Source organism: Aquimarina sp. AU474 (assembly GCF_900312815.1).
Classification (GTDB): Bacteria; Bacteroidota; Bacteroidia; order Flavobacteriales; family Flavobacteriaceae; genus Aquimarina.
The window spans coordinates 99,729-116,437 of the sequence record NZ_OMPE01000004.1 but is presented as its reverse complement, the minus strand read 5'-3'; the positions used below and the strand labels follow the sequence as shown (position 1 = coordinate 116,437).

Below are 16,709 nucleotides of genomic sequence, written 5' to 3'. Positions count from 1 at the left end.
GGTCGAAAAAATCATTCCACACTTACATTTCAACTATAATAAAAATCTATTAGACTATTTTGAGAAATTATTTTGCTTTATGGTTCACTAAACCAGTTTGTAACCATTTTAGGTATTCACTAACATCTGGAGTATACGCCGTTGTACGATTTAGTAAATTCATATCTGTATCTAATAAAACGTAATACGGTTGTGAATTGTTCTGAAAATTAAGCGTTTGAAAGGTTGCCCACTTATCACCTATAGTTTTGATGTTTTTGACCCTACCATCTGATTTAAGAAACTTAAATTGATCATTTTCAGACAAGTCTTCGCGATCATCTACATATAGTGAGATCAAGACATATTTATTTTTTAGAATTTCAATTATTTCTGGATTACTCCATACCTGTTCTTCCATCTTACGGCAATTCACACAAGCCCAACCCGTAAAATCAATCATTATAGGCTTGTTTTGAAGTTTGGCTGCCTTTACCCCTTCTTCAAAATCAGTATATGCATTTAATCCCAAAGGCCCGTGAGCTTCTTTTTTATAAATACTATAAAATAAAGGTGGCGGAAAACCACTTAATAATTTAAGATTTGCATAAGCCGTATTAGTTAATCCAGGCAACAAGTAAATCACAAAAGCTAAGGTTAGTACGCCTAAGGTTTTTCTTGCCTTACTAAGTTTTTGTAATGCGCTATCATGAGGAAAACGTATTATTCCGAATAAGTACAGGACCATTCCTATACCGATAATAATCCAGATACCTATAAATATTTCGCGTTTAAGGATCCCCCAATGCTCAACAAGATCTGCATTTGATAAAAATTTAAATGCCAATGCTAATTCTATAAAACCAAGAACTACTTTAACTGTGTTTAACCAACCACCACTCTTTGGTAAAGAATTTAACCAGTTCGGGAATAATGCAAATAATGCAAATGGTAATGCTAGAGCTAATCCAAATCCTCCCATTCCGAAACTAAGTTGCATTGCTCCGCCATCGCTACTTAGAGAACCTCCTAATAGAGACCCTAAAATAGGACCAGTACATGAAAATGATACTAAAGCAAGCGTTAGAGCCATGAAAAAGACTCCTAATACACCTCCTACACTTGTAGCTTTACTATCCATCTTATTACTCCATGAGGCTGGTAACGTAATCTCAAAATACCCGAAAAACGATATTGCGAAAACAATAAAGATGATAAAGAAAACTATGTTTAAAGTTACATTAGTTGAGATGTTATTTAATATCTCGGGATCTACCGAATCTAACAAATGAAAAGGTAGGCTTAAAAGCACATAAATAGCAAAAATGAATAATCCATAAAGGACAGCATTAAAAAGTCCTTTTTTCTTGTCTTTTGCACTTTTTGTGAAAAAAGAAACTGTAAGCGGAATCATAGGAAATACACAAGGAGTTAATAATGCAATTAATCCTCCTAAAAACCCTAAAACAAAAATATTGAGATAACTTTTCTTTTCGACTTGTTCTGATGGGTAAACTTCTTTTCCTTTTACATCAATAAACAATGCTTCAGATTTATTTCTATCCTCTTCAGTGATAGAAGCAAGATCTCCTTTATTTTCTATTGCCGTACCCGTAAGACTAATATCAAATTCTATTGCTTGCGGAGCCAAACATCGTTCGTCATCACATACCGAAAAGAAAACTTCGGCCTTAACTGTATCTAAATTTTTATCAATACGTTTTATCCTTTGAGTAAAAGTGACTTTTTCCTCGAAGTATTTCACTTCCATCTCAAAGATATTATCGTATTTTTCTATCCCTTTTGGCTCTATAGTTTCACCTAAAAGCACATAGGTTTCGGGAGTATTATTATAAGAGAACTCTGTTGGCGTGGGTGCTATTTCATCGCTTTCTGCTTCATTTTGAGAATATAGATGCCATCCTTTATCGAGCTTAGCTTTAAATGTAAGTATGAATACATCTTCGGTTTCTTTTTCTATACTTGCTTTCCATTTAATTGGATCCAAGGTTTGAGAAAAAAGAGATGATGTAAATAATAGTAATGTTAATAATGATAGTAGGTAGTATCTCATTAGGTTATGGTTATTTTTAATATTTCTTCAGTTTGGGACGTAATTTTAAATCTATTATCGGCTCTATAATTTATGATCCAAATGATTTCGTTTTCAGAACATAAAAGCCACACCCTTTCTTTGGCAAGTAAAGATAACTTTTCATCCTTAAAATATTTACTTAGCTTTTTTTTACCTTCCATTCCCAGGGGATAAAAATAGTCGCCTTCTTTCCATTTTCTTACAAATAAAGGGTACTTTAACTTTTTCTTATCAACGAAAATAGTTTTAAGATCAGGAGTATACATCTCTTCTACCTCTTTAAACTTAAGGGTTCCTGATGAAAACATGAACATACTTTCTTCTTCCGGAATAGTATAAACAATGTCTGGAGTTTTTTCGACAATAGGGGATAATAATAAGTAATCTCTATCCTTTACTAATCGATGTGAAGTTGAAAATATTTGTTTCCCAGATTGCGAAGTCATTATTTGTTCAATATCATCCCAGGCTTTAAAACCATATTCTTTTAGTAAAAAAAACAGGCTAGTTCTCGGGTTCCCGTATTCATGCAATTTATTAATCGAAATGCGAATACTTCCATCTTCCGAAGGTAAAAACAATTCTTTTTTAATTTTAAATAGCTGTACCTTAATAAAATCACTACCTGCTTTTAAATTAGATAATGTTGTTCCAAAACGCTCTAAAAAACCAGGCGATACTGATTTTAATTCTGGAATTACATCATGCCTGAGTTTATTTCTTACATATTTTTTGCTTTGGTTACTACTATCTTCTCTCCATTCGATTTCATGCTTTTTGGCATATTCTAGCATTTGATCCCTCGAAAACGGCAATAAAGGCCTTATATATTTATTGTTGATTTCTGGGATACCCGTTAATCCATCAATTCCGGTTCCTCTAGAAAGATTTATTAAAAAGGTTTCCAGGTTATCATCAGCATGATGCGCCGTTAAAATATAGTCCCATTGATACTCGATTGCTATTTCATCAAACCATCTATACCTTAGGTCTCTAGCTGCCATTTGAATCGATAAGACCTCCTCCCCCGCATAACGTTCGGTCTCAAAACTAGTGCAGAAAAATGGAGCATTTATTTTGTGTGCTAATGTTTTCACAAATTTTTCATCAGTATCGCTTTCAATATCCCTTAACTTAAAGTTGCAATGTGCAATTCCAAATTCGAAGGATAGTCTATTACATAAATGTGTTAGAACAACACTATCCAAGCCTCCACTACACGCTATTAATAACCTTCCTTTTAATAAAAAGGGAAGGTGATTTGAAATATGATCTTTAAATTCTTGTAACAAATGCGAGTATATTTTATATGATTTTTCAAATATACAATTTTGATTGGCGATCTCAACCTGCGTTAAAAATAGATTTATACACTGATTTTCAATATTTTAACATCTAAATTGGTTTGTTTTCGTTATTTTTAAAGGAGAACTCTTAAATCACTCACCGATGAATAAGATACATGAACAGCAGAAATTTTATAGAGATGATGATAAAAGGGAATTTAGTAAAAAATTACTATCCATAGTTCCGCACTTACATCCATACGTAAAACACCGATTATACATTGCCGAAAGTATAGGTATCCTACCTCAAAATATGTATTGCTCTAATGGTATTATTGATGATGCTATATTAAAGTTGTATTATGATGGTTTCAATGTCGAAATAGACACATTATCTCTTGAACTTAAGCTTTTTAAGATTGCAGATGATTTAATCGATGAGCTCTACATAAAAGAAGGGTGGCATCAAAGGAGCATCAGTACAAATCACTTTTTAAAAATAGAACTTGAAAAGTTAGAAGAAAACTATACTACAGAAGGGGATAATGAACTTGTAATGAAAGAAGATTTGGATGATATTTGTTATCATCAACATGAAGAAAATAAACAAAGTTTTATCTATGCCGATCGGGATTCTGACATGCTCAAAATAATAGAAACAGAACCTTCTACTGATTTTAGAAAACAAAAATTATTAGGCAAGTTTTATAGCTGGTTGCCTCTAGAAACATCAAAAATAATTGACTTATTCGTGTTCGGGAAGCTAAATTTTGAAGAAATAGCGACTATTAAAGAGATAACCGCTCAAGAAGTAAAAGAGACAATTATTAGTATTAGAAAAAGTTTTAGGCGAAATCTGATATAATTTCAGAATTAATCTATAATGCTAGAGCAAATTATTATTGACTACTAACCAATGTTATTTTTCAGCTTTTAGAGTCATTTCTCCAGAGTTTACCTTGTACCACTTTTTCCTTTACCTCTTTACTGTAATTTCGACTAATGGGGATTTTATTAGATCCAATACCTAGTACATGACTCTCAAGAGTATCTATTTTAGAAATAGATACGATATATGATTTATGAGTTCTTGTAAAGTTTTTACACTTCAATTTTTCTTCAACACTTTTTAAAGACAACAAGAGCATATATTTTTTCTCATGAGAATGTATCGTTACGCAGTTTTATAAAGCCTGAACAAAAAGAACATCAAAATTGACAACAATCTTTCGTATTAGTAGTACAAAACCTATACCCCTTCTAATACTTCTCTCATTGCTTTTGCTTTAAGTAAGCATTCTTCATATTCTTTGTCTGGATCTGATTTTGCAGTAATTGCTCCACCAACGGTATAAGAGATGTACTTTTCTTGGGCATTGTATAGTATACTCCTGATTACCACATTAAAATCAAAATCACCATTGGGAGAAAAATATCCTACAGCGCCACTATATAAACCCCGTTTTGTAGTCTCAAGGTCTTCAATAATCTGCATGGCAGAAATCTTTGGCGCACCCGTCATACTGCCCATCGGAAAAGTAGTTCGTATAATATCTATAGGTGAAATGGTTTCTTCTACTTTAGAAACAATGGTAGATATCATTTGGTGAACCTGTTTAAAGCTATAAACTTTGCATAGTTCTTCGACCTTAACTGAACCTTTAACCGCTGTTTTTGACAAATCATTTCTTACCAAATCTACGATCATTATGTTCTCTGATCTTTCTTTAGAATCATTCATTAAGTCCTTTACCAATTTAAGATCAGTTTTATTATCTACAGCTCTTTTGGCTGTTCCCTTAATAGGTTGAGAAATAATTTTTGTCTCCTCTTTTCTTATATACCGTTCTGGTGAGGCAGACAACAAATATGAATCATCAAAACGTAAAAAAGTAGCAAAAGGTGGTTTAGAAATTGCGTTAAGGTGATAATACGTTTGTAACGGGTCAATACAACTATCTTTGGCAAAAAATTCTTGACAAAAATTAGCTTCATAAATATCTCCGCGATGTATATGTGCTAACATTTGATTGATCTTTTCTTTATATACATCTTTGGTTAACCTAAGACTTATCTTTACCTTACCACAAGGAGAATCTTCATTAGGCTGCGCATCCAAATTACGCGGAAATGTATGAATCAAATTTAAATCTTCTTCAATTTCATCATCCACCATCCTCAAATAATGCACTTCTAATCGGTTTCCTTTAATAAAGAATAATTTTTTAGGTTGAAAGAAATACAAATCTGGAAAGTGTAACTCATCATGATTGTTAGATACCAAATCCTCGGTATCATTTTTTAAATCATAAGAAAGGTACCCAAAAATCCAATCCGCTGTTTGTTCTTGATACTCTTTTAATTTATCAAAACCATTATAATAATCAGTTTTTATAGAGGTAAAAGCATCTACCCCAAGAACAGCGTCATAGCTAGAATATGTTTGATTGTATTCATTCGAATCTAACCAAATTATATCATCAAATTGTTGCCCCCATTGCAACAATTTAAATTTAAAATCTTGTGGGTTTTCTAAGGTATATTTTTGAACAATTCGCACTGACTCATTTGATTTGCTGTGCAAAAGTACTGAGAACTTCGTTTAATCCCAATAAAATAGTCTCATCTGTTACGGTATTGGATGTTGCAGAAAAGTTATCATAAAAAGAAGGGAAACTGAAGCTCTCTACGATCTCAGCTCCAAACCTAGGCAACAGACTTTTGGCATATTCTAATGAGCCCACTCCTCCTCTTTTTCCTGGAGAAGTACTCATTAATAGAATTTTCTTTCCTTCTAGAAAATTTCTATCTAAACGAGACAACCAATCCATAATATTTTTAAAAAATGCACTCCAACTACCATTATGCTCACTTACCGAAATGATTAGAGCATCTACTTCAGAAATTTCTTTTTTAAGTCCCATTGCCATTCCTGGAAAACCATTATTTTTCTCTTCATCTTCGCTATACATAATCATAGAAAAATGTTGAAGATTAATGACTTTCACATCATGTTCTTTTATTTCGGTAGCAACAAATTCTACTAATTTTTGATTAATCGAAGTACTACTATTAGAGCCAGCAAAAGCAAGAATTTTTTTCATTTTTTGATAATTACATATCAAAAGTAACCAAAAAGTAAACAGTCGCAAAATAAGGCTACCTTTGTATCACCAAAAAGATGAATCAATTGACATTTCAAGATTTAAATTTAAGCACTCCTCTTCTTAACGCCCTTGATGATTTAGGGTTTACTACCCCAACACCCATTCAGGAAAAATCATTTTCTGTAGTTATGTCTGGTAAGGATGTAGTAGGTATTGCACAAACGGGTACAGGAAAAACTTATGCGTATATGTTACCTATATTAAGAATGCTAAAATACTCGGTACAGCAAAACCCAAGGGTGCTAGTTTTAGTGCCTACTCGAGAATTAGTTGTACAAGTAGTAGATGAAATACAAAAACTATCTTCATATATCAATTTACGTATTACTGGGGTGTATGGAGGAACTAATATCAACACGCAAAAACAAGTCGTTTCTCAAGGACTTGATGTTATTGTGGCCACTCCTGGTCGGTTATACGACTTAGCAGTAAGCAGAACACTACAATTAAAATCTATTCAGAAATTAGTTATTGACGAAGTAGATGTCATGTTAGATCTTGGGTTTAGGCATCAATTAATGAACATTTTTGATATCCTTCCTAGACAAAGGCAAAATATTATGTTTTCTGCAACTATGACAGAGGAGGTGGATCAAATGATTTCAGAGACATTTATAAAGCCTCATAAAGTTTCGGTCGCGAAAAGTGGAACACCACTGGATAATATTAAACAATATGGATATAAGGTTCCTAACTTCTATACAAAAGTAAACCTATTAGAACATTTACTTACCGACAAAGAGACTTATCATAAAACATTAATTTTTGTTGGGTATAAAAAAATTGCCGATCGGTTATTTGAACAATTAGAACAGAAATATGCAGATGAGATTTGTATTATACATTCTAATAAAACCCAGAATTATAGGTTACGAAGTATCGAACAATTTAGAAAAGGTGAAAATAGAATACTTATTGCCACCGATGTAATGGCCAGAGGACTCGATATAGAAAATGTAAGCCAGGTAATCAATCTTGATACGCCTGAATATCCCGAAAACTATATGCACAGAATAGGAAGAACGGGTCGAGCAGAAAAAGAAGGTGTTTCTTTTGTACTTACTACCGAAAAAGAACAGGAATATCTAGAAGGTATAGAGAGTTTAATGGAGATGACAATCGAGCAAATCCCTTTACCTGCAGAAGTTGAAATATCTAAACAACTTACTCCTGAAGAACAACCTAAAATCAAAGAGATCAATAATCCTCATAAACGTCCTAATGATGAAGAGGTTGGAGCCGCTTTTCATGAAAAAAAGGAGAAAAACAGAAAGGTAAATCTAGGAGGGTCGTATCAAAGAGAAATTAAAAAGAAATACAAAAAACCTAAAACCAAAGGAGACAAAACTTATAATTTAAAGAATAAAAGAAAGAAGCGATAAGTCCTGAAAAAGCTTAAAGAATGAGCACTGATACTTATAGCACAAGAAACTAATTTTTATGGATTTAAACCTTGCAGTACTCATTGATGGTGATAATATCCCATCTAGTTATATCAAAGAAATGATGGAAGAAATTGCCAAATATGGCAATCCCACTATCAAAAGAATATACGGAGACTGGACCAAACCAGATCTTTCTAAATGGAAAAAAATTCTTCTAGAGAATGCTATAACGCCTATACAACAATATGGATATACCAGAGGCAAAAATGCTACTGACTCTGCTATGATTATCGATGCCATGGATATTTTATATTCTGGAAAAGTTAACGGATTTTGTTTAGTCTCAAGCGATAGTGATTTTACACGTTTGGCGACAAGACTTCGAGAAGCAGGGATGAAAGTTTTTGGTATTGGAGAAAAGAAAACACCAAACCCCTTTATTGTTGCATGCGATAAGTTTATATACCTCGAAATACTAAAATATAAAACCGAAGACGATGAAGATGAATCAGAGTCTACTGATAAGAAACCAGAGGTAAAAAATAATATCGATAAAATTACCCAAAAAGAAATAAAATTGATCTCGGCTACGATTTCTGATATAACCGACGAAGATGGGTGGGCTTTTTTGGGAGATGTAGGTAGTCTTATTCAAAAAAAACAACCCAATTTTGATTCGAGAAACTATGGTTTTCAAAAATTAACACCTTTGATTAAATCTATCAAAAGTTTTGAAATAGAGCAACGAGAGGCGGCAAAAGGAAAATCTAAGTTAATTTATGTCAGAAATAAAAAACAAAGAAAGAGATAATCATACGTTTCTTTAAAAATTCATTACTATTAAATACAGAGATATGAAATCACAAGTTTTAAAAATTTTATGCTTGCTTACTTTTCTGATATCTTATCAAATCGAAGCTCAACAGGTCTATAAAGAAAAGTTCGCTCATACTTTTTCTATAGTCGCAAAAGATCCTACTACGGGAGAGATGGCGGTGGGAGTACAAAGTCATTGGTTTTCTGTAGGTTCAATTGTTTCTTGGGGACAATCGGGAGTAGGTGTCGTTGCAACACAGTCTTTTGTTAATCCAGCTTACGGCCCGGATGGCCTAAAACTTATGGGCGAGGGTAAAACTGCCAAAGAAGCTCTTGAGATATTGGTATCAAAAGATGAAGGAAAAGATTTTAGACAAGTTGCCTTTTTGGATATTAATGGTAACACCTCTGCATTTACGGGTAAAAAATGTATTGTCTCTGCGCATCATATCACAGGAGATAACTTCTCTGTACAAGCCAACATGATGCTCAATGACAAAGTAGTTCCTGCAATGGCAAAAGCTTTTGAAACACATAAAAACCTACCTCTAGCCGATCGAGTTGTCAAAGTACTTATTGCTGCTCAAAAAGCAGGAGGCGATATTAGAGGTAAACAATCTGCTGCTTTATTAGTGGTACATGCAAAACCTGCTAAAAACTCATGGGAGGATAAAAAAATAAATCTAAGAGTGGATGATCATAACGAGCCCCTAAAGGAGTTGCAGCGTTTGCTAGAAGTACATAAAGCGTACGAACATATGAACAAAGGTGACCTAGCCGTAGAAGTTGGAGATATGACGAATGCCTTGAAAGAATACGGTGCTGCTGAAAAATTATTTCCCGAAAATTTAGAAATGAAATATTGGAAAGCTATAGCTCTAGCAAATAATAAAAGACTCGAAGAAGCCTTACCCATATTTACATATATTTTTGAAAAGGATAATAATTGGAGAGAGTTAACTAAGAGATTACCAAAGTCTGGATTACTTACTATCCCAAAAAAACAATTTGAACAAGTAATTAACTTATAATAACAACCAAAATCACATTTTTAATTGGCTTCTATATTCGCACATGCTTTTACCGCCTATGCTCTAAGTAAAGGTTTCTCTGAAGAAATTAAAACTCGTAAATTTTGGCTCTTAGGAATTCTCTGTGCCATCTTACCAGATGCCGACGTAGTAGGGTTTAAATTTGGTATCGCTTATGAAGATTTTTGGGGACATAGAGGATTCTCACACTCTTTAGTTTTTGCTTTACTACTGGGCGTACTTATTGCGCTCATTTTTTATACCAACAAAATAGCTAGCAAAACAGGAATAATCCTGATTTGTTATTTTTCAATATGTACTGCATCACATGGTGTTTTGGATGCTATGACTACTGGTGGTCTCGGAATTGCATTTTTCTCTCCCTTTGATAACGCTAGGTATTTTTTTCCTTGGCGCCCTATTCAAGTTTCACCTATCGGAGCTAGTAAGTTTTTTAGCATCTGGGGCATTAAAGTATTGTTAAGTGAACTGATCTGGATCGGAATTCCAACGGGGATTTATATCTTAGTGATGCATTACCGCAACAAGAAAACAACTTTTAACAAACCAAATGACCAAAACACTAAGTAAATTACTCACCCTTGTATCTTTTTCTTTACTATTATATTCATGTAACACTAATAAAGAAGTAGAAACAATTGAGATTTCAGAAGATTTACAACTTATCAAAATTAATGACCATAGTTATATCCATATTTCTGAAATATATCTAGAAAGTGGAAATAAATTTCCAAGCAATGGATTTGTGTACATTAACAATTCTGAAGCTTATGTTTTCGATACTCCCGCCAATGACAAAGCAACAATAGCATTGATAAACTGGTTGCAAAATACTCAAAAAGTTACTATAAAAGGGGTAATATTTAATCACTTTCATCGAGATTGTATAGAGGGGATGGATATTTTTAAAAGTCATGACATCCCTTGTATTGCTTCTGGCAAAACACTTTTCCTTATGAACGAGGCTAAATCTGATACTCCGGATCGTGTATTTGAAAATCGTTCAAAATTAAAATTGGGAAATAAAACCATTATAAATACTTTCTTTGGTGAAGCACATACCAGTGATAATATCATCTCTTATTTTCCAGAAGAAGAGATTATTTTTGGAGGATGTATGATCAAAAGTCTTGATGCTAAAAAAGGAAATCTAGCAGATGCCAACATATCCCAATGGTCTGAAACCGTTTCTAAAATCAAAAAGGAACATCCCAATGTAAAGGTAGTAATACCAGGGCATGGAAAACATGGAGGGCAAGATCTTTTAGATTATACGATTGCCTTATTTAATACTCAATCCAATAAATGAAAACAATAGAGAATAAAAACACTAAAAAAAAATCAAAAATAAGTATCGTTAAAGCCTTTAAAACAATTATCTGGCCCAAACGAAATCTTGTTTTTATTGGTTTAATACTTATCATTTTTAATAGAGTTGCTGGACTTATACTACCATGGAAAAGTAAAACGCTTTTGGATGATGTTGTACCAAGTAGAGATATGAGTCAGCTATACGAATTATTGATCATTGTAGGAACAGCAATACTTGTGCAAGCTACGAGTTCGTTTTTGTTAACCCGGATTTTAAGTGTTCAGGCTCAATTTCTTATTTCTGAATTAAGAGCTAAAGTGCAGAAAAAAGTATTATCTCTTCCCATTAGTTTTTTTGACAACACCAAATCAGGGTCTTTAGTCTCTAGGATTATGAGTGATGTAGAAGGGGTTCGAAATCTAATTGGGACCGGATTAGTACAATTGGTCGGTGGTATTTTTACTGCTATTGTCTCTGTAGGGTTACTTATAAACATCAACCCTTGGATGACACTATTTGTATTAGTCCCGGTAACTCTATTTGGGATTGTTGCTTTAAAAGCTTTCAAATATATTCGACCAATTTTTAGGATTCGAGGAGAAATCAATGCCGAAGTAAAAGGTAGATTAACCGAAACTTTGGCAGGTGTTAGGGTGATTAAGGGTTTTAATGCCGAAGAACAAGAAAATAAGATTTTTGAAAAAGGAGTAGATAAATTATTTCAAAACGTAAAAAAGAGTTTAACCGCCACAGCTTTAATGACTAGTTCTTCTACTTTTTTATTAGCAGGAATGGCCTCTACCGGTATTATGGGCATTGGGGGGTATTATATGATGGAAGGAACCATGACTCCTGGAGACTTTTTATCTTTTACAATGTATTTGGCCTTTATGATTGCCCCTATTGTACAGATGAGTAATATAGGCAGCCAATTAACTGAAGCATTAGCAGGACTAGATAGAACAGAAGAATTAATGAATATGACTCCTGAAGAGGAGATGCAAGATAGAACTATTGAGCTTGGTAATATCAAAGGAGATATCGCTTTTGATAATGTTTCTTTTGCGTATGAAGAAGGTAAAGAGGTCTTGCATAATATTAGTTTCAAAGCCTCTTCAGGATCGGTCACTGCGCTAGTAGGTAGTTCTGGTTCGGGTAAATCCACTATTGCCGGGTTAGCTGCTACTTTTCTCAATCCAAAATCAGGTTTAATCACCATTGATAATGATGATATTTCTAAGGTTAAACTAAGAAGTTATCGCAAAAACCTTGGGGTTGTGTTACAAGATGAATTTTTGTTTGAAGGTACCATTAGAGAAAATATTCTTTTTCCTCGACCTAATGCAACCGAAGAACAACTTCAAAAAGCTGTGATAGCAGCCTATGTTAACGAATTTACAGATAGGTTTGATGAAGGACTAAATACACTAATTGGTGAACGTGGAGTAAAATTATCAGGAGGACAACGACAACGCATTGCAATCGCTAGAGCAATACTTGCAGACCCCAAGATTATTATTCTAGACGAGGCAACATCCAATTTGGATACTGAAAGTGAAGCTTTGATACAAAAAAGTTTAGCCGAATTAATGAAAGGTAGAACTACTTTTGTTATTGCTCATAGATTAAGTACCATCAAAAAAGCTAATCAAATTCTTGTAATCGAAGCTGGTAATATTGCAGAGCGAGGTACTCATGACGAATTAATAGCTTCGAAAGGAAGGTATTTTGACTTATATACCTATCAGGCAAGAATATAATTCACTAAAATTTCCTTAAAACCTGTTGATATTCAACATCTGAAACGACTTACTTGTTAAAGTAGGTCAGATGAATAGGTTTTTGATAGGTATAATTTTCGTTTTGAATGTAAGTTTTATTAGTGGGCAAAATTCAATACAAAACGAAAAAGAAGATTATGAGTATTTTTTAGATTTTTTCACCTCAGGAAATACTCAAGTTCATAAAAACGCATTGCGGTATATAGAAAATAATTGGTCGAAACACTTTGAAATATTGGCTATTGAATCTTTATATTTTCTTAAAAGCCCCTCTACCTCTGTCAAACTGCAAAATATTCTTCAAAAGAAAACAAAAAAATACTATTCGTACGATTTTAATAAGTGGTACGAATTCCTATGGAATAAAGAAGCTTCTTATCAACCGTCGTACTATACTTTTAAAGCCACATTACACAAAGTTATTGATAGTCGTTTTGGAAATTATTTTCTGGATCGAGAACACCAATCTACAATTAGATTAGATGAAGTGAGATGGGGAGGAGTCATTCAAGACGGTATTCCGCCTTTACGCAATCCCAAAATGATTGCTGCAGAAGCAGCATCTTATCTCAATGATAAAGATATTATTTTTGGTATTTCGGTTAATGGGGATACCCGGGCATATCCTAAACGTATCCTTGCTTGGCATGAGATGTTTACTGATCAGGTAGGTAACATACCCGTAGCAGGTGTATATTGCACTCTTTGTGGAACAGTAATTCTTTATAAAACCGAAAAAGATGGGATCAAATATCAACTAGGAACAAGTGGTTTTTTATATCGATCCAATAAATTAATGTACGATCAAAAAACACAATCTCTATGGAACACTCTTTGGGGGAAACCCGTGATTGGCCCTTTGGTTGGTAAAAGAATAGAACTAGAATACCTTAGTGTTGTTACGACTACTTGGGGTGAGTGGAAAAAACTGCATCCCGAAACTACAGTATTATCTAAAAAAACGGGACATCGTAGAGATTATGGCGAAGGTATAGCTTACAAAGATTATTTCTCTACAGATGAACTTATGTTTTCTGTACCCAAAAGAGATAATAGATTGCTCAACAAGCAAGAAATTTTAGCCATTCGATTGCCCCAAGAAACAGATGAAAACCTTGCTATTTCTTCGAAATTTTTGAAAAAAAATGAACTTTATCAAAGTGCCATTAACTCAAAAAACTTTACCGTTTTTACAGATTCTAGTGGTGCACATAGAGTATATTTCACAGAAAATGTTCAATTTATCTCATACGACAAAGGGTCAAAAGCTATAGATGCAAATGGAAATACTTGGGATCTACTTGAAAACGAATTACGAAATATAACAACCAATACGGTCCTAAATCGTTTACCAACTCACAATGCCTTTTGGTTTGGTTATAAAGCTGCATTTCCAGAAGTAAAATTGATAAAGTAGCATCAAAAAAAAGACCTCTCCGAATCATGGATTGGGAGAAGTCATTTAAATAGAATAAATTAAAATCAAACCATTTGAGTCATTTCTACTCGCAATTGTTTTGCAGCTTCTACCATTGCTTTTAATGATTCCTCTGTTTCTTTCCATCCCCTGGTTTTCAAACCACAATCAGGGTTAACCCACAACTGTCTAATTGGGATGTATTGTTGTGCTTTATGCATTAAATCTACAATTTCAGAAGTATTCGGAATTCTTGGAGCATGAATATCATATACTCCAGGGCCAATATCATTAGGGTATTCAAAATCTTTAAAGGCGTCTAATAATTCCATTTGAGATCTTGAGCACTCTATCGTAATGACATCAGCATCCATTCTTGCTATATCATCAATGATATCGTTAAACTCTGAATAGCACATATGCGTATGTATCTGCGTTTCATTTTTAACTACTGTTGCTGTTATTTTAAATGCTTCGATAGCCCATTTCAAATAAGCTTTCCAGTCTTTGCTTCGTAAAGGCAATCCCTCTCTTAAAGCGGGTTCATCAATCTGAATAATCTTGATTCCGTTTTCTTCTAATTCTTTTACCTCATCTCTAATCGCAAGTGCAATCTCTTTACAAGTTAAGGATCTTGGCTGATCGTTTCGAACAAAAGACCATTGTAAAATGGTTATCGGCCCAGTGAGCATTCCTTTTACCAATTTTGACGTTAAGGATTGTGCAAAAACTGTCCAATCAACAGTCATTGCTTTAAGTCTATCTACACTACCATAAATAATCGGTGGCTTTACACATCTAGACCCATAACTTTGTACCCATCCAAATTTTGTAAAAGCAAAACCCTCTAACTGTTCGCCAAAATATTCTACCATATCGTTGCGCTCAAACTCCCCATGTACTAAAACATCAAGATCTATTTTTTCTTGCCAATCAATAGCATTTCTTATTTCGTCTTTAATATGATCATTATATTCTTCTAAAGAAAGTTCTCCTTTTTTATATTTATATCTCCAATTCCTAACCGCTTTTGTTTGAGGAAAAGAACCAATAGTAGTCGTTGGAAAAAATGGTAACCTCAACTCTTTTTCTTGTAATTCTTTCCTGATTTTAAACGAATTATCTCTATGGGTTTCTTTATGCGAAATAGAACTCACTCTATCTTTCACTTTTAGGTTTTGGATATATTTGGAATTTCTTCTGTTGGTATGAGATTGTATGTTATTTTCTAATTTAATCAAGAATTCATCCTGCTCTTTACTCAATGCAAGTTGTTTTAATACAACCACTTCATTTAGTTTCTGCTTTGCAAAAGCCATCCAATCCTTTATATCAGATAAAACTATATTTTCTCCTTTTTCCAAATCTAGGTCACAAGGAGAATGTAATAAAGAACAAGAAGGTGCAATTAAAATAGTATCCTTATCTCTAGATTTTATAGTGTTAAAAATAAGCTGTAATGATTCTTGATATTCGTTTTTCCAAATATTTCGACCATCTACCACTCCTAAAGAAAGTTGAATTCGATCGGGTAACTTATTTAAAACAGGACCTAACTGCTCTGGATTCCGAACCAAATCTATATGTAATGCATTAATTAGCAAATCATCGGCAATCAAAGAAAGATTATCCGTTACGCCTTCAAAATAAGTTGCTATCATTATTTTGATTTTAGGAAAAGTACTTTTCAAAATAAGATACACTTCTTTATAAGCATTCTTCTCTTTATCAGAAAGATCAAGTCCTAAAAAAGGTTCATCAAATTGAATCCACTCCACTCCTAAAGCTTCCAATTTTTCAATAATCTCAATATAAACAGGAATTAATTTTTTCAACAATTCAGTTTTATCAAAATTCCCTTCTTTTTCTTTTCCTAACAAAATGTAGGAAACTGGGCCAATTAATACGGGCTTAGTAAGAATCCCTAATTCCTTAGCTTCATAAAATTCGTCAATCACTTTGGTAGAGAATAATTGAAACTCTTGATCTTCATAAAATTCAGGAACAATATAATGGTAATTAGTATCGAACCATTTTGTCATTTCCATGGCTTTTATATCATGATCATCTTTTTGATAACCTCTAGCCATTGCGTAGTACACATCTAAGTAACTAAATTTTTCTGATAATAAGGTTTCAAATCTTTTTGGTATAGCACCTACCATCAAGGACATATCTAATACTTGATCATAAAGAGAAAAATCATTTGATGGTATCAAATCTATTCCTATATCCTTTTGCAATAGCCAATTTTGGCTTCTAATATTTTTTGCTACTTGGATTAGGTTTTTACTAGTAGTCTTTCCTGACCAATACTCCTCTGAAACTTTTTTTAGCTCCCTCTTACTACCAATACGCGGGTAGCCTAAATTGTGTGTAAGCATAATTTAAATTTTAAAAAATTAATAGAAATCTCTAT

Annotated in this window: 14 protein-coding genes; 8 read left to right on the top strand and 6 right to left on the bottom strand. The window is 33.3% G+C overall.

Translation table 11 applies throughout. From position 1 onward, the window contains the following. Positions 1–67: 67 nt before the first annotated feature. Both DK508_RS01830 and tilS read right to left on the bottom strand, forming a co-directional pair. The gene (locus tag DK508_RS01830) at positions 68–2,053 is read right to left on the bottom strand and encodes a cytochrome c biogenesis protein CcdA (protein ID WP_109299035.1); all 1,986 of its coding nucleotides are present in this window, start codon (positions 2,051–2,053) and stop codon (positions 68–70) included. Beyond that, positions 2,053–3,366 (bottom strand): tRNA lysidine(34) synthetase TilS, encoded by a 1,314-nt coding sequence (gene tilS / locus DK508_RS01825; RefSeq protein ID WP_109299034.1) that lies wholly within the window; start codon positions 3,364–3,366, stop codon positions 2,053–2,055. The genes DK508_RS01830 and tilS overlap by 1 nt, the downstream gene beginning before the upstream one ends. A gap of 157 nt (positions 3,367–3,523) precedes the next feature. Here tilS and DK508_RS01820 point away from each other — a divergent pair, with 157 nt between their 5' ends. Continuing rightward, complete coding sequence (locus DK508_RS01820) at positions 3,524–4,225, top strand: hypothetical protein (RefSeq protein WP_109299033.1); 702 nt, start codon at positions 3,524–3,526, stop codon at positions 4,223–4,225. Between the two features lie 61 nt (positions 4,226–4,286). Here the strand turns inward: DK508_RS01820 and DK508_RS01815 are convergent, their stop codons facing one another. From DK508_RS01815 to DK508_RS01805, 3 genes are all read right to left on the bottom strand, one after another. Next, positions 4,287–4,532 (bottom strand): LytTR family DNA-binding domain-containing protein, encoded by a 246-nt coding sequence (locus DK508_RS01815; protein WP_255411285.1) that lies wholly within the window; start codon positions 4,530–4,532, stop codon positions 4,287–4,289. A 77-nt stretch (positions 4,533–4,609) separates the two neighbouring features. Further along, the gene (pabB, locus tag DK508_RS01810) at positions 4,610–5,920 is read right to left on the bottom strand and encodes an aminodeoxychorismate synthase component I (protein ID WP_109299031.1); all 1,311 of its coding nucleotides are present in this window, start codon (positions 5,918–5,920) and stop codon (positions 4,610–4,612) included. A 4-nt stretch (positions 5,921–5,924) separates the two neighbouring features. Continuing rightward, positions 5,925–6,464, bottom strand: coding sequence for an NADPH-dependent FMN reductase (locus tag DK508_RS01805; RefSeq protein ID WP_109299030.1), 540 nt, complete (start codon positions 6,462–6,464; stop codon positions 5,925–5,927). 86 nt (positions 6,465–6,550) lie between these two features. Here DK508_RS01805 and DK508_RS01800 point away from each other — a divergent pair, with 86 nt between their 5' ends. From DK508_RS01800 to DK508_RS01770, 7 genes are all read left to right on the top strand, one after another. Continuing rightward, entirely contained in the window at positions 6,551–7,909 is a 1,359-nt protein-coding gene (locus tag DK508_RS01800; protein ID WP_109299243.1) for a DEAD/DEAH box helicase, read from the top strand. A gap of 58 nt (positions 7,910–7,967) precedes the next feature. Beyond that, complete coding sequence (locus DK508_RS01795) at positions 7,968–8,723, top strand: NYN domain-containing protein (protein ID WP_109299029.1); 756 nt, start codon at positions 7,968–7,970, stop codon at positions 8,721–8,723. A 43-nt stretch (positions 8,724–8,766) separates the two neighbouring features. Further along, positions 8,767–9,759 (top strand): DUF1028 domain-containing protein, encoded by a 993-nt coding sequence (locus DK508_RS01790; RefSeq protein WP_109299028.1) that lies wholly within the window; start codon positions 8,767–8,769, stop codon positions 9,757–9,759. Between the two features lie 24 nt (positions 9,760–9,783). Beyond that, positions 9,784–10,350 carry a metal-dependent hydrolase gene (locus DK508_RS01785; protein WP_109299027.1) on the top strand — a complete coding sequence of 189 codons (567 nt, stop codon included), beginning with the start codon at positions 9,784–9,786 and terminating at the stop codon, positions 10,348–10,350. Then, a complete protein-coding gene (bla, locus tag DK508_RS01780; protein WP_109299026.1) occupies positions 10,331–11,089 on the top strand; it encodes a subclass B1 metallo-beta-lactamase in 759 nt (252 codons plus the stop codon). Before DK508_RS01785 ends, bla begins: the two co-directional genes overlap by 20 nt. Then, a complete protein-coding gene (locus tag DK508_RS01775) occupies positions 11,086–12,852 on the top strand; it encodes an ABC transporter ATP-binding protein (RefSeq protein ID WP_109299025.1) in 1,767 nt (588 codons plus the stop codon). The genes bla and DK508_RS01775 overlap by 4 nt, the downstream gene beginning before the upstream one ends. A gap of 70 nt (positions 12,853–12,922) precedes the next feature. Continuing rightward, entirely contained in the window at positions 12,923–14,290 is a 1,368-nt protein-coding gene (locus DK508_RS01770; protein ID WP_109299024.1) for a DUF3179 domain-containing protein, read from the top strand. A 65-nt stretch (positions 14,291–14,355) separates the two neighbouring features. On the opposite strand, the gene metE is transcribed toward DK508_RS01770, so the two are convergent. Further along, positions 14,356–16,674, bottom strand: coding sequence for a 5-methyltetrahydropteroyltriglutamate--homocysteine S-methyltransferase (metE, locus tag DK508_RS01765; RefSeq protein ID WP_109299023.1), 2,319 nt, complete (start codon positions 16,672–16,674; stop codon positions 14,356–14,358). Between the last annotated feature and the right edge of the window lie 35 nt (positions 16,675–16,709).

Excerpts from the sequence above, each read along its gene's own strand:
- DK508_RS01770 (WP_109299024.1), top strand. The coding sequence starts at position 12,923 with ATGAATAGGTTTTTGATAGGTATAATTTTCGTTTTGAATGTAAGTTTT.
- DK508_RS01775 (WP_109299025.1), top strand. The coding sequence starts at position 11,086 with ATGAAAACAATAGAGAATAAAAACACTAAAAAAAAATCAAAAATAAGT.
- metE (WP_109299023.1), bottom strand. The coding sequence starts at position 16,674 with ATGCTTACACACAATTTAGGCTACCCGCGTATTGGTAGTAAGAGGGAG.
- DK508_RS01795 (WP_109299029.1), top strand. The coding sequence starts at position 7,968 with ATGGATTTAAACCTTGCAGTACTCATTGATGGTGATAATATCCCATCT.
- DK508_RS01830 (WP_109299035.1), bottom strand. The coding sequence starts at position 2,053 with ATGAGATACTACCTACTATCATTATTAACATTACTATTATTTACATCA.
- DK508_RS01790 (WP_109299028.1), top strand. The coding sequence starts at position 8,767 with ATGAAATCACAAGTTTTAAAAATTTTATGCTTGCTTACTTTTCTGATA.
- DK508_RS01820 (WP_109299033.1), top strand. The coding sequence starts at position 3,524 with ATGAATAAGATACATGAACAGCAGAAATTTTATAGAGATGATGATAAA.
- DK508_RS01805 (WP_109299030.1), bottom strand. The coding sequence starts at position 6,464 with ATGAAAAAAATTCTTGCTTTTGCTGGCTCTAATAGTAGTACTTCGATT.
- bla (WP_109299026.1), top strand. The coding sequence starts at position 10,331 with ATGACCAAAACACTAAGTAAATTACTCACCCTTGTATCTTTTTCTTTA.